15 protein-coding genes are annotated in these 14,706 nt (G+C 52.9%); 8 read left to right on the forward strand and 7 right to left on the reverse strand.

What is annotated here, in order from left to right; translation table 11 throughout:
• Positions 1-48 precede the first annotated feature (48 nt).
• From CPY64_RS05245 to tauC, 4 genes are all read left to right on the forward strand, one after another.
• Positions 49-1,464: an efflux transporter outer membrane subunit gene (locus CPY64_RS05245; RefSeq protein WP_042489156.1), complete on the forward strand. Its 1,416-nt coding sequence runs from the start codon at positions 49-51 to the stop codon at positions 1,462-1,464.
• A gap of 248 nt (positions 1,465-1,712) precedes the next feature.
• Entirely contained in the window at positions 1,713-2,711 is a 999-nt protein-coding gene (gene tauA, locus CPY64_RS05250) for a taurine ABC transporter substrate-binding protein (protein WP_042489154.1), read from the forward strand.
• A gap of 5 nt (positions 2,712-2,716) precedes the next feature.
• Complete coding sequence (gene tauB / locus CPY64_RS05255) at positions 2,717-3,502, forward strand: taurine ABC transporter ATP-binding subunit (protein WP_042489153.1); 786 nt, start codon at positions 2,717-2,719, stop codon at positions 3,500-3,502.
• A 16-nt stretch (positions 3,503-3,518) separates the two neighbouring features.
• Entirely contained in the window at positions 3,519-4,409 is an 891-nt protein-coding gene (gene tauC / locus CPY64_RS05260; protein WP_226791334.1) for a taurine ABC transporter permease TauC, read from the forward strand.
• Between the two features lie 47 nt (positions 4,410-4,456).
• Here tauC and CPY64_RS05265 read toward each other — a convergent pair whose 3' ends face one another.
• Positions 4,457-5,161 (reverse strand): SDR family oxidoreductase, encoded by a 705-nt coding sequence (locus CPY64_RS05265; protein WP_042489149.1) that lies wholly within the window; start codon positions 5,159-5,161, stop codon positions 4,457-4,459.
• A gap of 103 nt (positions 5,162-5,264) precedes the next feature.
• On the opposite strand from CPY64_RS05265, the gene CPY64_RS05270 reads away from it, so the two are divergent.
• Both CPY64_RS05270 and CPY64_RS05275 read left to right on the forward strand, forming a co-directional pair.
• The gene (locus tag CPY64_RS05270) at positions 5,265-6,137 is read left to right on the forward strand and encodes a LysR substrate-binding domain-containing protein (protein ID WP_042489146.1); all 873 of its coding nucleotides are present in this window, start codon (positions 5,265-5,267) and stop codon (positions 6,135-6,137) included.
• Between the two features lie 181 nt (positions 6,138-6,318).
• A complete protein-coding gene (locus CPY64_RS05275; RefSeq protein ID WP_042489141.1) occupies positions 6,319-6,663 on the forward strand; it encodes a zinc ribbon domain-containing protein YjdM in 345 nt (114 codons plus the stop codon).
• Between the two features lie 86 nt (positions 6,664-6,749).
• Here CPY64_RS05275 and dctP read toward each other — a convergent pair whose 3' ends face one another.
• From dctP to CPY64_RS05290, 3 genes are read right to left on the reverse strand one after another with little or no spacing between them, the layout of a single operon-like run.
• Positions 6,750-7,847 carry a TRAP transporter substrate-binding protein DctP gene (gene dctP / locus CPY64_RS05280; RefSeq protein ID WP_042489138.1) on the reverse strand — a complete coding sequence of 366 codons (1,098 nt, stop codon included), beginning with the start codon at positions 7,845-7,847 and terminating at the stop codon, positions 6,750-6,752.
• Between the two features lie 18 nt (positions 7,848-7,865).
• Positions 7,866-9,188, reverse strand: coding sequence for a TRAP transporter large permease (locus tag CPY64_RS05285; RefSeq protein ID WP_042489135.1), 1,323 nt, complete (start codon positions 9,186-9,188; stop codon positions 7,866-7,868).
• Complete coding sequence (locus CPY64_RS05290; protein WP_042489132.1) at positions 9,178-9,678, reverse strand: TRAP transporter small permease subunit; 501 nt, start codon at positions 9,676-9,678, stop codon at positions 9,178-9,180. Before CPY64_RS05290 ends, CPY64_RS05285 begins: the two co-directional genes overlap by 11 nt.
• 339 nt (positions 9,679-10,017) lie before the next feature.
• Here CPY64_RS05290 and CPY64_RS05295 point away from each other — a divergent pair, with 339 nt between their 5' ends.
• Both CPY64_RS05295 and CPY64_RS05300 read left to right on the forward strand, forming a co-directional pair.
• A complete protein-coding gene (locus CPY64_RS05295; protein WP_042489128.1) occupies positions 10,018-10,530 on the forward strand; it encodes an RNA polymerase sigma factor in 513 nt (170 codons plus the stop codon).
• 77 nt (positions 10,531-10,607) lie between these two features.
• Positions 10,608-11,762 (forward strand): FecR family protein, encoded by a 1,155-nt coding sequence (locus tag CPY64_RS05300; protein WP_052363047.1) that lies wholly within the window; start codon positions 10,608-10,610, stop codon positions 11,760-11,762.
• Positions 11,763-11,904: 142 nt separating this feature from the next.
• Here the strand turns inward: CPY64_RS05300 and CPY64_RS18935 are convergent, their stop codons facing one another.
• The 3 genes from CPY64_RS18935 to CPY64_RS05315 form a co-directional block, all read right to left on the reverse strand.
• Positions 11,905-12,363: a hypothetical protein gene (locus tag CPY64_RS18935; protein ID WP_123794718.1), complete on the reverse strand. Its 459-nt coding sequence runs from the start codon at positions 12,361-12,363 to the stop codon at positions 11,905-11,907.
• Between the two features lie 302 nt (positions 12,364-12,665).
• Complete coding sequence (locus CPY64_RS05310) at positions 12,666-13,454, reverse strand: SIR2 family NAD-dependent protein deacylase (RefSeq protein ID WP_157766845.1); 789 nt, start codon at positions 13,452-13,454, stop codon at positions 12,666-12,668.
• 61 nt (positions 13,455-13,515) lie between these two features.
• Entirely contained in the window at positions 13,516-14,511 is a 996-nt protein-coding gene (locus CPY64_RS05315; RefSeq protein ID WP_042489121.1) for an AAA family ATPase, read from the reverse strand.
• Positions 14,512-14,706 lie beyond the last annotated feature (195 nt).

Consider the following 14,706-nt stretch of genomic DNA (forward strand, 5'->3'; position numbering starts at 1 on the left):
TTTTTATCGGTCCGACGACTGTGGCGCGTGACTGCCTCAACTCTTGCTATGCTGTGCCTGGCCGCCTGCGCAGTGGGTCCTGACCACCAGCAACCGGATACAACGATCCCGGATGAGTTTGGAACGACTCTGTCCGATAAGCAGGATGTGCCGCTGTCACAGAGTGCGGATCAAGTCATGGTCGAGGGCTTGGGCGATCCCTTATTGGCCGGGCTGGTGCAGGATGCCTTACGCACCAATTACGATTTGCGTGCGGCTCTGGCTGGACTGGACCGTGCGCAGGCCTTGTTACGCAATACGCGGCTGGAGGCTTTGCCCAGTGTGACGGCACAGGGAGAGGCAGGGCATCACCGTAGCAGTGTCGATCAAATGCCCGGTGTCAGCGCTTCGGGCCGGGACAATCAGAATTGGCAGGCCAGTCTTGTTGCTGGCTGGGAACTGGATGTATTTGGTCGTGTCCGTCGCCTGATTGAAGCCGGTCAGGCGGATACCTTCGCAAGTACTGCGGATTTGCGTGCCTTGCAGGTGCTGATTGTGAGCGAAGTCATGCAGAGTTATACGCAATTGCGGGGTACGCAGGCCAGGCTGCTGGTGGCACAAGCCAATCTGCTTAATCAGCAAAATACGTTGTCCTTGGTTAAACAGCGGCTGGATGCTGGTACCGGCACGGAGTTTGACACCGCGCGTTTGCGTGCGCAGGCAGAAACCACTGCATCGCGTATTCCGGCTTTGCAAGCCCAGGCTGCCGTGCAGATGCATCGTCTAGCCGTTCTGACGGGCCGTCAGCCCTTGGCCTTGGTCAAGCAGTTGACTCCGTTCCAGGGGATGCCTGTACCAGCGCGCCTGGATGCAGGCTCACCGGGGGAACTGTTGCGTCGTCGTCCTGATATTGCCGCTGCCGAGGCGCGCTTGCATGCAGCAACGGCACGGATTGGCGTTGCGACAGCCGATTTGTTTCCACGCTTTACATTGGGTGGCTTGATAGGGAGTCATGCCATTGATAGCAGCCAGCTGTTCTCCAGAGAGAGTGAGACGCGCCTGGTGGTACTGGGCATCGATTGGTCTTTCTTGGATGTGGGCCGTGTGCAGTCACGCATCGCGGCTACTGATGCCGATGCGCAAGCGGCCTTGGCGCGGTACCGCCAAACCGTATTGCTGGCCCTGGAGGAAACCGAGAATGCCTTGGTCCTGCATGCTCGTACTCGTATTGAGGACGCCCATCTGGAGCGTGCTGCTGCTGATAGCGAACTGGCTGCGCGTATTGCCCGTACTCGTTTTGAGGCTGGGGCTGCCGGTTTGCTGGAGGTGTTGGATGCAGAGCGCACGCAACTGCTTGCCCAGGATGCCTTGGCTGAGGCGCGTACCCGTACCATGCTCAGTGCGGTTGCCTTGTATAAGGCGATGGCAGGCGGGTGGCCCTCTTCCTTGCCTGAACGGGAGGCTCTAGCGGCCCGTTCGAATTAATGGCTTTAAGCCTTTATCTTGTTACCCACCACTCCTGTCAGACAAGGGTGGTGGGGGCGGTCTAGTGGAATAGGGGCATGGTTTATGCGGTAGTTGGTGCAGGTGCCCAAATGCTGTGTTTACAGACCTCATAAATTCACGCACTAACAATAAGCGAAATCGTTCTTTTGCCTGCCGCCTTGCTTTGTCTATCCTGATTTCTCGACCTAACGGCTTATCGGGCCGCAAAAATAATCGAGGAATGCTCCATGTCGTTGACGAGAACTCTGCAGCATCTGGGCCTGGCCTTGGCGGCCAGCGTCGTATCTTTGACGGCCCAGGCTACCAGCCTGACGGTCGCCTATCAGACTATTCCCACTCCGTCGAACGTGCCTCAGGCAGACGGTGTTTATGAAAAAGAAACCGGCGCGAAAATCGATTGGCGCAAGTTTGATGGTGGCGCTGAAGTCATCAATGCCGTCGCTTCCGGCGATGTGCAGATTGCCTATTTAGGCTCCAGCCCCTTGGCTGCTGCGGCCAGCCGTAAGTTACCTATCGAGACTTTCCTGATCGCTGCCGAACTGGGCACCAGCGAAGAGCTGGTTGTGCGTAACGGTTCGGGCATTCAGGCTCCGCAAGATCTCATCGGCAAGACGATTGCCACGCCTTTTGTATCGACCAGTCATTACAGTCTGCTGGCTGCGCTCAAGCATTGGAAGATCGACCCCAAGCAGGTCAATATCATCAATCTGACTCCGGCCAATATCGTAGCGGCCTGGGCTCGTGGTGATATTGATGGTGCTTATACATGGGACCCGGCCTTGAGTAAGGCCAAGGAAAGCGGCAAGGTGCTGATCAGTTCTGGCGAGCTGGCCAAGTTGGGTGCGCCGACCTTTGATGTGTGGTTGGTGCGCAAGGATTTTGCGGAAAAACACCCGGATATTGTGTCGGCTTTTGCTCGTGTCACTTTGGCTTCTTATGAGAGCTACACACGTGATCCTGCCGCCTGGGTTGCCAATGCCGACAACATTGGCAAGCTGTCCCGTCTGACTGGCGCGACGCCTCAAGAAATCCCCAATGTCCTGGCAGGCAGCGGCTTTTTATCTGCGGCTGATCAGATCAAGACCTTGGGTCAGCCTACCGCCAAAGCCTTGGCCGATACCTCCGCCTTCTTGAAGGAGCAGGGCCGTATCGACGAGGTCTTGCCTGATTACACGGGTTACACCACCAGCAAATATGTCGAGGCGGCTGCCTCGCAGGCCAAGTAATTCTGATGGCGCAGTTAACACTGAATCACGTCAGCGCACGTTATCCCGGCGCCGATCATCTGGCGCTGCGAGACGTGTCGCTGCAACTGGGGCCGGGGCAGTTGGTGGTGGTGCTGGGGCCTTCAGGCAGTGGCAAGACTACTTTGTTGAATCTGATCGCGGGCTTTACCTTGCCTAGCGCTGGAACGATTACCTTGGATGGCGAACCTGTGCGCGGCCCTGGGGCTGATCGCGGCGTGGTGTTTCAGGATGATGCCTTGTTGCCTTGGCAGACGGTCCTGGAGAACGTGGCTTTTGGTTTGACGTTACGAGGTGAGTCCAGGAAGCAGCGTCAGGCTGTGGCGCGTCATCAATTGGCTTTGGTGGGGCTGGAGGGCTTGGAGCAGCGCCGTATCTGGCAATTGTCTGGTGGTCAGAAGCAGCGGGTGGGTATTGCTCGCGCTCTGGCGGCAGACCCGCGTGTGCTCTTGCTGGATGAGCCTTTTGGGGCGCTGGATGCCTTTACCCGAGAGCAGGCTCAGACGCTTTTGCTGAGTGTCTGGCAGCGCAGCGCCAAGCCTGTTTTTCTGATTACTCACGATATTGAAGAAGCCGTGTTTCTGGCTACCGATCTGATCATTTTGGGCGGTACGCCTGGGCAGGTGGTGGAGCGTTTGACCCTGGATTTTGGGCGACGTTACACCGATGGGCAGCCGGTGCGTCAGGTGAAGTCCTCACCAGAGTTCATCGCGGCGCGGGAGCGTGTGCTGGAGCATGTGTTCTCGGCGCATCCCGTTGCGGCTTCGTCCTGAATTTAGGAGATTATTCATGAAATCCTCTGCCGCTGGCGAGGTTCTGCAAGCAGGCGATATGGCTGGTTTGTCGGGCGCTTCGTCTTTAAGCGTGGGTGGCGAGTCCAAGCCTCATCAATCAGCGTCCACTAAGCCTCGGCAAGTCTCTATTGCTGTGATCAGTTTGCTCACTTTAAGTGGGGTGCTGTTCTTGTGGTGGGCCGTTACCGAATGGGGCTATGTGGACCCGCTGTTCCTGCCTTCACCCCAGGCTGTGCTGAGTCGTGTTTTTCGTTTGTTCTCGGTGGGCTATATGGATGCCACGGTGCAGCAGCATTTGGCAGCCAGTTTGTGGCGGATCAGCTTGGCATTGATTGCGGCTGTTCTGTTGGCGATTCCTACGGGTATTGCGATTGGCCGTAATCGTATTGCCCAGGGCATTCTGGATCCTTTGATCGAGTTCTATCGTCCGATCCCGCCGCTGGCGTATTTGCCGCTAATCGTGATCTGGTTTGGGATTGGCGAGTTGTCCAAGGTGCTGCTGATTTATCTGGCGATTTTTGCGCCGATCACGATTGCGACGGCGGGCGGGGTGCGTAATGTGGATCCGGTGAAATTGCGTGCGGCTCAATCTCTGGGGGCGACGCGTGCTCAGCTGCTGCGTTACATCATCATCCCCAGTGCCTTGCCTGATATTTTGACGGGCCTGCGCATTGGGCTGGGAGTAGGGTGGTCAACCCTTGTGGCTTCGGAGCTGGTGGCTGCCACGCGTGGGCTGGGATTCATGGTTCAGTCAGCGGGGCAGTTTCTGGCAACCGATGTGGTGATGGCGGGGATTCTGCTTATCGCTTTGGTGGCGTTTGTGCTTGAAGTCGGCTTGCGTCGTTTACAGGCCAAGCTTGTTCCGTGGCACGGGCAAGCGCGTTAACCCCCTTATTTAGCGTGAACACCGCAGTCTAAGCAGATTTAGCTAGTTCACACCGACCGGGTCAGCCCACCATCCACCTTGATGTTCTGGCCCGTAATGTAGCCTGCGCCATCCGACAACAAGAACGCAATCGTCGCCGCGATTTCCTCGGCTTTGCCATAGCGTCCCATAGGCACGCTTTCTCGCCGTTCTTCGGTCGCGGGCAGGCTATTAATCCAGCCAGGCAGCACGTTGTTCATGCGTACATTCTTGGCTGCATAGCTGTCCGCAAAAATCTTGGTGAAGCTGGCCAGCCCGGCGCGGAATACCGCCGAAGTAGGGAACATTTCCGCAGGCTCAAACGCCCAGGCGGTAGAAATATTCACAATAGCCCCACCACCTTGCGCGGCCATGATGGGTGCCACCAGGCGAGCTGGACGTACGGCATTCAGAAAGTAGACATCCATGCCTGTGTGCCAGTCTTCGTCGCTGATCTCCAGAACCGGGCCGCGCGGGCCATGTCCGGCGGAGCTGACCAGGGCGTCGATACGCCCCCAGCGTTGCATGGTCAGGTCCACCAGCCGCTGCAGGTCCTCGTTGGATTGATTCGATCCTGTCAGACCTAGGCCGCCCAACTCTTTCGCCAAGGCTTCGCCCTTGCCGGACGAGGACAGGATGGCGACGCGGTAGCCATCTTGAGCCAGTCTGCGGGCCGCTGCGGCGCCCATGCCCGAGCCGCCTGCGCTAATAAGTGCTACTTTTTCTACAGTCATGAGAGTCTCCGTGTGTTGAGATTGATACTATTATTTCAGCCTGAAGCAGAAAAATCATGCGATAAATAAGCCTTCAAGGGTGTAGAGAAACTACTGACAGAATATGGCTAAATCCCGCCGCTCCTTGCCTCCGCTCAATGCCTTGCGTGCTTTTGAGGTATCTGGTCGTCGTTTGAGTTTCCGTGCCGCAGCGGATGAGCTGGGCGTGACTCAAGGTGCTGTCGCCCAGCAAGTCCGGGCCTTGGAAGAACATCTGGGGCTGGCGCTGTTTCAGCGTCACCCGCGTGGGCTGCAACTGACTGTAGCGGGCGCGGCCTATCTGGCCGAGGTGACTCGTGCTTTTGATACCTTGGCCGATGCAACAGGGCGCTTGTTGGTACGCCCCGATACGGTCACGATCAGCGTTACGCCTACGGTCGCTGCCAAATTACTGATTCCTCGCCTGGGGGATTTGCAGGCGGCCTTGCCCGATGTGGAGCTACGTACCGTGGCAACGGAAGCCTTGTCGGATTTTGAGCGCGATCAGGTTGATATTGCCGTGCGCCTGACTCGCCCGCCTTTTGCGGCGGACCTGGAGGCCAAGTTATTGTTTCGTCAGGATTTAGTGGCCGTAGCCAGCCCTCGTTTGGTGGGGAATATGACGCTTCCTTTGTCCAGTGAACAACTGCGTGCCTTGCCTTTATTGCATGACGCTCAAGGGCATTGGGCTACCTTCTTGAAAACCAGCAGCAAGTTGCCGGGCGCAGTATTCAACCAGACCACGCTGGCATTGGACGCCGCGATGGCGGGTCAAGGTGTGGCCTTGGCGTGCAAGGCCTTTGTGGCAATGGATCTGGCCGCCGGGCGTTTAGTGCAGGTGGCGGCGGCAGGGACCTTGGGGCCGGATTTCTATCTGGTGCGCAATCGTTCAGCCCCGGTCAGACAGTCGGTGGAGGCAGTATGGAATTGGTGCTTAAACAGATTGTTATATCGCTAGCTTGATGATTGGCATGTTCAAGCTAGCGTTGGCAACCGTTTCGAAACAGGCTGGCAAGAGTATGTGCGAGAGAGATGGGCTTGCCGGATTGTAGTTCAGTGTTTTTGGTCTTCCTGATGCAAAGGGCTAAACTGGCCGCACTTCTGGTGCAGCAGCACCCAGCTTTTTACAGGAAAAAAATATGAGCACACCGCTTCCCTGTCCTCAGTGCACCTTGGAAAATACCTACCATGACACGGAGCAATGGGTATGTGCCGATTGTGGCTATGAATGGCAAGACGCGGACCCGGTCGCCGAGTCTGAGACCGATGGCGACGAGCTGATCGTTAAAGACAGCAACGGCAACTTGCTGGCCGCGGGCGACGATGTGATTCTGATCCGCGACTTGAAGGTCAAAGGCTCCAGCACCTTGAAGAAAGGGGCCAAGGCCAAAGGCATACGTCTGGTTCGTGGTGATCATGAAGTCGATTGCAAGATTGATGGCATCAGCTACTTGTTGAAGGCTATGTACTTGAAGAAAGCCTAAGCGTTCAGACCTGATGGCTTGGCGCATAAAAAAACGATAGTGGCGGAACCACTATCGTTTTTAATCTTAACGGAGTGAGTGCCGCTTTATTTCAGGCAGGCTTTGATTTTTTCCAGATCTGGGCCGTCAATAGGACGCCCCAGGTTAAAGGGCATGGAGGTCTCGCGCCAGTCCTTGTAGTCATGCAGATACTCCATCTGGCTGGCATATACCTTGGCGGCATCGGGGTTGCTGCAAGCCATGGAAATCATCACCTCGTTGGTGACTTGCTGAATGGTCTTCAGGCTTTCATCATCCATGCGGTGGATTTCCACGCCAGCTTTCTGGAAGGTGCGCAGACCTTCCGTCGCCTTTTTCTCTGTAAAAGCGATGGACCACATCATGGTGGCGTCGGCGGCAATTTGCAGTTTCTCCTTGGCCGAATCACTGAGTGCATCCCAGGCGGTTTTATTGATCATGACGCCAAACACGGAAGCGGACTGGTGCCAACCCGGCGTTGTCCAGTGCTTGGTGACCTGATGCAGCCCGGCAGAAACGTCCACGTTCGGCGTGGAGAACTCGGCTCCCTCGATCACGCCACGCTCAAGCGATTGATACAGCTCCTGACCCGCCATGGACACCTGCGTGCCACCAATTTTTTCAAGCACCTTGCCTTGTTCCAGACCAGAGAGACGCAGGCGCTTGCCCTTGATTTCTTCCAGATTGCGAATCGGCACATTGGTATGGAAGCCGGATTCGTTATTGGTGATGGCGTAGGGGAGGTACACCATGCCGTACTTGCCGTAGATCTCGTTATAAAGCTCGGCGCCACCCCATTCCTTGATCCAGTTTGCGTAGTCAACCGCGTTGAACAGGCTGGAGTGTGTTCCTAAAGGGGAGAAAGCCGGGTTGCGGCCGGCCCAATAGCCCGGCCAGTCGGCCCCGGCCTGGATGGTGCCGGATTCGACCGCGCTGAATACTTCGCCAGTCGGCACCAGGGCGCCACCTTCGTAGAATTCGATTTTCAGCTCGTCACCGACCAGCTTGTTGGCCAGTTCCACCCACTTCTTGTCCAGTTCAACCAGCTCGATGGAGGCGGGCCAGGTACTGGTCATGGTCCACTTTTGTGCTGCCTGGCTCAGGCCGCTCATGCTCAGCAGGGCAAAGCCGGTCAAGGCGAAGAGTGCCTTCTTCGTTAGCTTCATGGTGTCTCCTTGTTTTATTTAAGTTCCGTACAGGACGGTGGGTAGCCAAGTGGCCAGGCCAGGGAAAATGGCCAGCAAGATGCACATCAGAATAATCAGGCCAATGAATGGAACCACCCCGCTGATGATCTCCATGGTCTTCACAGATTTAGGCGTGATGGCCCGCAAATAGAAAAGGGCATAACCAAAGGGCGGGGTCAGGAAAGAGGTTTGCAAAACAACGGCGACCAGAATCACAAACCAGAGCAGGCTGATGCCCATTTCCTGCACAATCGGCAAGAGAATCGGGAAGGACAAGAGGACAATACCGGTCCAGTCCAGAAAGCAGCCCAGTACAAAAATAATCAACAGCATGACCACAATAAGCAGCCAGGGCTCCATATCCAGGCCACGCATCAGGTCTTGTGCAGCGCCCAAACCGCCGGTGATATTAAAGACGCCAGTAAAGGCGGTTGCACCTACCACGATAAATAAAATCATGGAGGAAGTACGGCCCGTTTCGTAAAGCGCATTGAGGAAAATGGACCATTTGAATTTGCCCCGGAAAATAACGATCAGCAGGGACAGCAATACCCCAATGGCCGAGGCTTCGGTGGCCGTTGCAATACCGGCCAGCATGGAGCCCAGAATGCCCAGAATCAGAAAGATGGGGGGCACGGCTTCCACCAGCAGCATGCGGATCAAGGCGGGTCTGGAGATCTTTTCATCGGGCTCCACGGAAGGAGCGCGTTCCGGGTGACGCCAGGCAACAAACACGACCCACACGGCATAGAGCAGGCCCAGCAGCACGCCAGGAATCAGCGCGCCAGCAAACAACTCACCGATAGACAGCGGGGAGTAGCTGGCCATCAAGATCAGCATGATGGAAGGTGGAATCAAAATACCTAAACACCCCGAGGCCGCAATCACCCCTGTGGTGAGCTTGGGGCAGTAGCCGTATCGCAACATGGGACGCAGGGCCATCATGCCGGTGACCGTAATGGAAGCACCAATAATGCCTGTGGTAGCGGCCAGCAAAATGGAGATGAACACCACCGCCAGCGCCAGCCCGCCACGAACGCGGGACATCAGCAGGCGCAAGGCCTCGAACATTTTGTCGGTTACTTCGGAGTCAGACAAAAAGCGTGCCATCAGGATGAACAAGGGGATGGCGATCAGCGTGTAGTTGTCCAGAACATCGCCGTAAATGCGGTTGACCACAATGCCCAGCACCATGGGCTTGCCCGCGACCAGCGCACCGATAACGGCCGTGCTGCCCAGAACAAAGGCCAAGGGATGACCCATGAACAGCCCCAGCAACAGCAGGCCACCCATCACCAATGCAATCAGTTCAGGCGTCATGGCGGGGGGCTTCCTTATGAATCAGCAAACGGACGACTTCAGCAATGCCTTGCAACAGCAGCAGTGCAGCGGCAAGAACCATGGACATCTTCAAGGGATAAACGGGCAATTGCACCGCGCCGTAGGTGGTTTCACCTTGAGCTAACGAGCGCATGGCGAAATCGTAGCTGCGAGTCAGAAAGACCCAGGCAAAGGGGAAGAAGAAAATCAGATAGCCCGCAATCTCGGTCCATTTGCGGACAGTGGGGGAAAAGCGGTTGATTAGCAGATCCACCCGGACATGGGCCTGGTGTTTAAGCGCGTAGGCACCCAGCATCAGAAAGTAAAACCCATATAGCTGCTTGGTGACGTCAAAAGTCCAGCGAGTGGGCTGATTCATCACGTAGCGCATGAACACTTCGTAAATAATGATGGTGGAGAAAATAATGGCGATAAAGGAGATGAGCCTCCCTATCCATTCATTCGTTGAGTCGATTAGACGCAAAACCATGCTTGTCCCTTATGTTCGTTTTTATGGGCGACATCTCTGTTTTAGTCTATGAGCAAGATCGGGACGGTCACAACTTGGGTTTACCCTTACGTCAACCTGAATTAAATAATTAAGGGTAATAAGGCGTAAATAGAGATGATTTACTCATCCGTTCATGCTTGGTTTGATATCTGTAAAGGGCTGGCGCAGGGAATTGAGATTAGCGGCTGAGAACCGTTCTTCTCTTGTGTGTAGTACGACGTAGGAGCCCTGGTTTTGGCAGATATTCCACAGCATCTATCTGATAATGAGAATTATTTGCTAATATCATGCACTTCCCGCGTTTCTCTGATTTGCTCCATGGCCCGTTCCCCCACGTCCAAAAAACCTTGGCTCGCCTACTATGGCGAGCTGATCGGCGTGTGGGCGCGGCGCTCGGGTAATCGGGCTGAGGCCGAGGATGCTACTCACGATGTCATGGTGCGCGCCCTGGAAGCGGATTGGCCCGGCCTGCCCAACCCCAATCCGCGTGCCTACTTTCATCGCAGCGTGCGCAATCGTTTGATTGATGTGCATCGTCATTCCAATTTTTTGGAGACTGTGCCTTTGCATCAGCTGGGGGAGGACGAGCACCCTTTGGAGCACGACTCTGACAGTTCCATACGCACTTCGCAGTTGCTGTCCTCCTTGAAAGAGGCCTTGAGCGAGTTGTCACCCAAATGTCGGCAAGTCTTCTTGTGGCACCGGCTGGAGGGATATACTCAAGCGGAAATTGCAGACAAGCTGAACATTTCCGTGAATATGGTCGAGAAATACATGATCCAGGCCATGCGCCATCTGCGTGAGCGCCTGAAAAATCATGCTCCCCATTAAGAGGACAAAGGGCACTTGGCCCGCGTAGGCAAGACTAACAATCCCGGCTGTCTGCTCTTTGTATTTTGCTGCTTTCCATGACCTCAGAATCTTCCTCCCTTCCTGACAATCCCCACGATGCCGCTGCCTACTGGTTTGCGCGTGTGCACTCGGGCGATTTCAGCGTGGCAGAGGAAAAGCGGTTTCTGGAGTGGCGACAGGCAGATAGCCAGAATGAGTTTGAGTATCGGGCCCTGGAGAGCATCTGGCAAAGCAGCTTGCTGATTCCGGATGAGGAATTGCGGGAGATGCTGGATGATGCTGATTTAGCTTCGATCCCGACTGCTCATACCAGCTCCGCTTCAACGCAGGCTTTTGACTCCGAGTCTGGCTCCCATCCTGCATCGATGCGTAATTTTTCAGAGTCGATGAACTCGGGTTCCGGGTCGCCTACAGGCGCATACGGATCAAATGAGTCGTCCAGGGCTTCCTTTGCCGTCCCCCCCAACGCAGCACGCCGCCGTTTTCTCTGGCAAGGTGCCACGCTTGGCACCGTCGCCCTACTAGGAGCAGGCGGTGTTTACATCGCTCAACAAGATACCGTCAGCCACGCGCTGAGCTACACCACTGCCTTCGGTGAACAAAGAACCGTGACGCTACCCGATGGCTCCGAAGTCCATATGAATGTTTCCACGGAGTTGGTACTGCACTATCAGACTCACCGGCGTCAGTTGAGCTTGCTGAAAGGGGAAGCGATGTTTGCGGTTCAAAGTGACAAGAACCGTCCTTTCATCGTGGATGCCGGGCAAGTGCAGGTTGAAGTCACAGGCACTGTATTCAATGTGCGTCGTCATGCCCAAGGCAATGTAGAGGTCGCCGTAACCGAAGGCTCCGTCCAAGTCTCGTCCGGGCCCTGGTGGAATCGCCAACAAGCATCGCTGACACCGGGCATGTTGGCGCAGGGTAGCGAAGAGCAGGCCTGGTCGGTGCAGCGCACGGATGTAGCGGCACGTACCGCCTGGCGACAAGGCAAAGTGGTATTCCGGGATCAGACCCTGGATGAAGTCGTGCAGGAAATGAACCGCTATCTGCCTGAACCGATTGAGCTGATGGACGAAAAACTCAAGCGCCTGCGCATGGCGGGTGTTTTTAATATCGAAGATGCGCAGGGCTTTTTGTTGGCGTTGCAGGAGCAATTGCCGGTGATGGTGGTGACCCGTTCGGATGGGCGATTTGTGTTGATTCTAGAGTAGTGGGGTTGCGGGGGGAGGCAGAGCGCGATGAGTTTGCCGCTTTGTTAATTGATTTTGAGTCAGACAAAAAGAGTCTTTAGTGCTAAAAAATATTGCCAACTTTTTTTGCCATCTTGTTGTGAGTCGACCTAAGGACAATAGTTTAAGGTGATTGAATTGTGTCACTCGTTAAGTGGCGTACTCCATATGACCTAGCTCCGTCGCCAAATATGTGAGCTAAATTAGTGAGCAGGTGCTCATGAGTATCGCTTGTTAGGTTTTGGAGAGAGGAGACTGGTACTAGTGTTACTTCGGGATTGGTTGAGCCAGCTCTTACTAAGAAAGCTAAGTATTCACCTTGCAACCAAACGGCAACATATGGAACAACCGAGGTATCTCCGCAGGAGTAACGGTCTGTCGCATATAAGGAGATACCAAGACATGCTGCTCTTGCACCCTTGTTTGGAGAAAAAAGTGCCGATCGAACCGAGCTAAATCGAGATTGTGTTCCTCCACGATGTCTTCGCCATTTAGGAGTTCCTGTTTTTTCATTCATTTGATGAATACCGAATTCGACGACATCATGTCTATCAAGTTGTTGAAGCGCAGTGTCCCAAGACATTGTGACTCCTTTGATGAGTAAGGCTAGTTTCTAACGCTTAGTAAAATGAGTGGGTCGTATTTTTTAGGCAGAAAGGTGATTAATTTTTTTGGTTACAGAGAATTGTTAAGTGGTCTGGCTTCTACAATTTATTTTTATTATCGAATAAAAAATTAGGCTTCTACGTACGGTATTTCAGTAATTTTATTTTCTGTTTTCCTTGTAAATTAGCTGAGTAATTGGTTGTTCTGAAATCTTTTTTATTTTCCATGATAGGGTATCAGGTCTGTTAACTGGAATTGGCTGCTCTCACTTTTGTTTCGCTACCATAAGGTTGAGCCAGCAAGGTTTGCTCTTTCTATTTCCACAAGATCCACTAGCTTGTGTACTGAATCTAGCAATTGTTTATGGTCTTGTGCGGGTGAATATTCAAGAACCTTCAGGTTATAGTTTTTCGAAAGCATTTTTTTGTATTCGCTAGATATTTTCCCTGAGAGAGCAACATACTGGGGTGGTGCCGCTCCGAATGAACGTGCATATTGCTCCAGCACCAATGCTAGATCAGGATCGTTCATTCCGCATCCGATGAAAAGGAAAGTATGAGTCAGAACAAGCGCGTCGATAGCTTTATAAAAATTAGCATTTTTATTTCGGATATCGGCATAGTCTTCGCGTGTAAATATTAACTTGTCTGGAGTATCTATACATCCGTGGATTTTCAAAATTAATCGTTGATTTCCTCCTCCTCTTAACACCCTGGGAATGTCATCGTCATAATATTTTTTTACTTTTAACAGATTATGACTCTGGGCTGTCGCATAGTTATCAAATATTTTATCAAAATTTGGCGTTAGAACAATCGATGAGTCTAGTGAGAATACGGCCTTATGAAGCTCATTGGGAAGAAACTGTGGATTTAAAAATTGTTGCTCTACAAAAGGAATCCAATCGTGTTCCAGTTTATATTTTATAAGTTGGCAACAACTAAGATAATCTCCATTGTTTAAGAGCCTTTTCATCTCAGTTTTACTTCCTGTGCAGCGCGTAATCCCTGCCTCTAAGAAACTCTTCCATGAGGGAGGGGTTTGACCTGCTGCATTGAGAGACGTCATGGAGGCGCCTGCTCCTAAAAACAATACCGAACGCCGCCTCGCAATCGCGGACACTAGATCATCAGGCCACGAAATCATTCAAGACCTCAATGCTGTAATTGAAATTTGCAGCAATACCGGTGAACAACTCTAATGATTCATTGACCTTGGTGAAATGAGCTCCTACGATGCCGTCTGCATTTTTAAGTTCAAATACAGGCTTGCGGCTGTTTTGTGACATCGGAATTAAGCTGTGTAGATTTGGGATTGACCCGAGTTGGTAATTGAGGCCAACAGGCTTAGCCTGGTCTTTCAATAAGGTTTTTTCGATCGCCTGTGGTACTTCTGACATGATTTTTTCGTATGCTTTGACTGCCCTTCGTTCGCCCGAAGCATCTCGTTTTGCCGTGTATTGCTGATTTACGTAGCCGAGAAGGCGTAGCCTAAAGCTTAGGTCTGAAATTTCAGTTTCGTCAGCATCAGGGAGCGCACTGAGTTGCAAATCTAGGCGTCGCTTCCAGTCTTTCAGCCATGTTGAAATGTTTTCAGTTGCACGTATGCTGAAAATATCCATGGATAATGGCAAGATAAAATAATCGCAGGCAATTAATACGGCTCTATTAATTGATCCTAATGATGGCCCCATATCGAAAAAAACATAATCGTAATCTTCGCATTTGCTGAGAAATTCCCGAAACATGTATGTGGTGCGAATACCACGTACACCACCTGAATTCCAGTCCGCCGCGAGCGTATCTTCGATTAGTGCAAGACGTGGGTCACCCAATAATACATCTACTTTAAAGGTGGAGGATTTTCTGTATTTATTATCTGTAGAATAACCTTTCCCCTGCGAAAGAGGTCGAGCCATTGAATAAATTGTGAAGGCTGATTTCTTGTCGTAAATTTCTTTTAAAACGCTATCTTTAAACATGTATTGAGTAGCGTTCGTTTGGGGATCTGCGTCCACTATCAGGATTTTCTTTCCTTTATGAATTGCCAGATAAGCGGCTAAGTTGCATGTCAGCGTCGTTTTGCCAACACCGCCCTTGTTGGTGAAAAAAGCAATTGATTTCATAGGATTGGTTTCGTAGTTTGATAACGATTGCATGATTCTAGCTGACAGCTCAGGTTTTTGGCAGATTTGCGTGGGTCTCCAGCAATTGGCGTGCGAGGTAGTGAGTTGTGGTTGTTCGGAGTCGCTAAAAGGTATGCTCTATGTCGAAAGATGTTCTGAGGGTGATAAGGGCTGTAGTAAAAGTTGACGCTGAGA

The organism is Alcaligenes faecalis (assembly GCF_002443155.1).
GTDB classification, from domain to species: Bacteria; Pseudomonadota; Gammaproteobacteria; order Burkholderiales; family Burkholderiaceae_B; genus Alcaligenes; species Alcaligenes faecalis.

Coding starts and splice junctions, on each gene's coding strand:
- CPY64_RS05265 (WP_042489149.1), bottom strand. CDS start 5,161: ATGACTGTAGAAAAAGTAGCACTTATTAGCGCAGGCGGCTCGGGCATG.
- CPY64_RS05295 (WP_042489128.1), top strand. CDS start 10,018: ATGGCCCGTTCCCCCACGTCCAAAAAACCTTGGCTCGCCTACTATGGC.
- CPY64_RS05315 (WP_042489121.1), bottom strand. CDS start 14,511: ATGAAATCAATTGCTTTTTTCACCAACAAGGGCGGTGTTGGCAAAACG.
- CPY64_RS05245 (WP_042489156.1), top strand. CDS start 49: ATGCTGTGCCTGGCCGCCTGCGCAGTGGGTCCTGACCACCAGCAACCG.
- CPY64_RS05285 (WP_042489135.1), bottom strand. CDS start 9,188: ATGACGCCTGAACTGATTGCATTGGTGATGGGTGGCCTGCTGTTGCTG.
- CPY64_RS05270 (WP_042489146.1), top strand. CDS start 5,265: ATGGCTAAATCCCGCCGCTCCTTGCCTCCGCTCAATGCCTTGCGTGCT.
- tauB (WP_042489153.1), top strand. CDS start 2,717: ATGGCGCAGTTAACACTGAATCACGTCAGCGCACGTTATCCCGGCGCC.
- tauA (WP_042489154.1), top strand. CDS start 1,713: ATGTCGTTGACGAGAACTCTGCAGCATCTGGGCCTGGCCTTGGCGGCC.
- CPY64_RS05310 (WP_157766845.1), bottom strand. CDS start 13,454: ATGACGTCTCTCAATGCAGCAGGTCAAACCCCTCCCTCATGGAAGAGT.
- CPY64_RS05290 (WP_042489132.1), bottom strand. CDS start 9,678: ATGGTTTTGCGTCTAATCGACTCAACGAATGAATGGATAGGGAGGCTC.
- tauC (WP_226791334.1), top strand. CDS start 3,519: ATGAAATCCTCTGCCGCTGGCGAGGTTCTGCAAGCAGGCGATATGGCT.
- dctP (WP_042489138.1), bottom strand. CDS start 7,847: ATGAAGCTAACGAAGAAGGCACTCTTCGCCTTGACCGGCTTTGCCCTG.
- CPY64_RS18935 (WP_123794718.1), bottom strand. CDS start 12,363: ATGTCTTGGGACACTGCGCTTCAACAACTTGATAGACATGATGTCGTC.
- CPY64_RS05275 (WP_042489141.1), top strand. CDS start 6,319: ATGAGCACACCGCTTCCCTGTCCTCAGTGCACCTTGGAAAATACCTAC.
- CPY64_RS05300 (WP_052363047.1), top strand. CDS start 10,608: ATGACCTCAGAATCTTCCTCCCTTCCTGACAATCCCCACGATGCCGCT.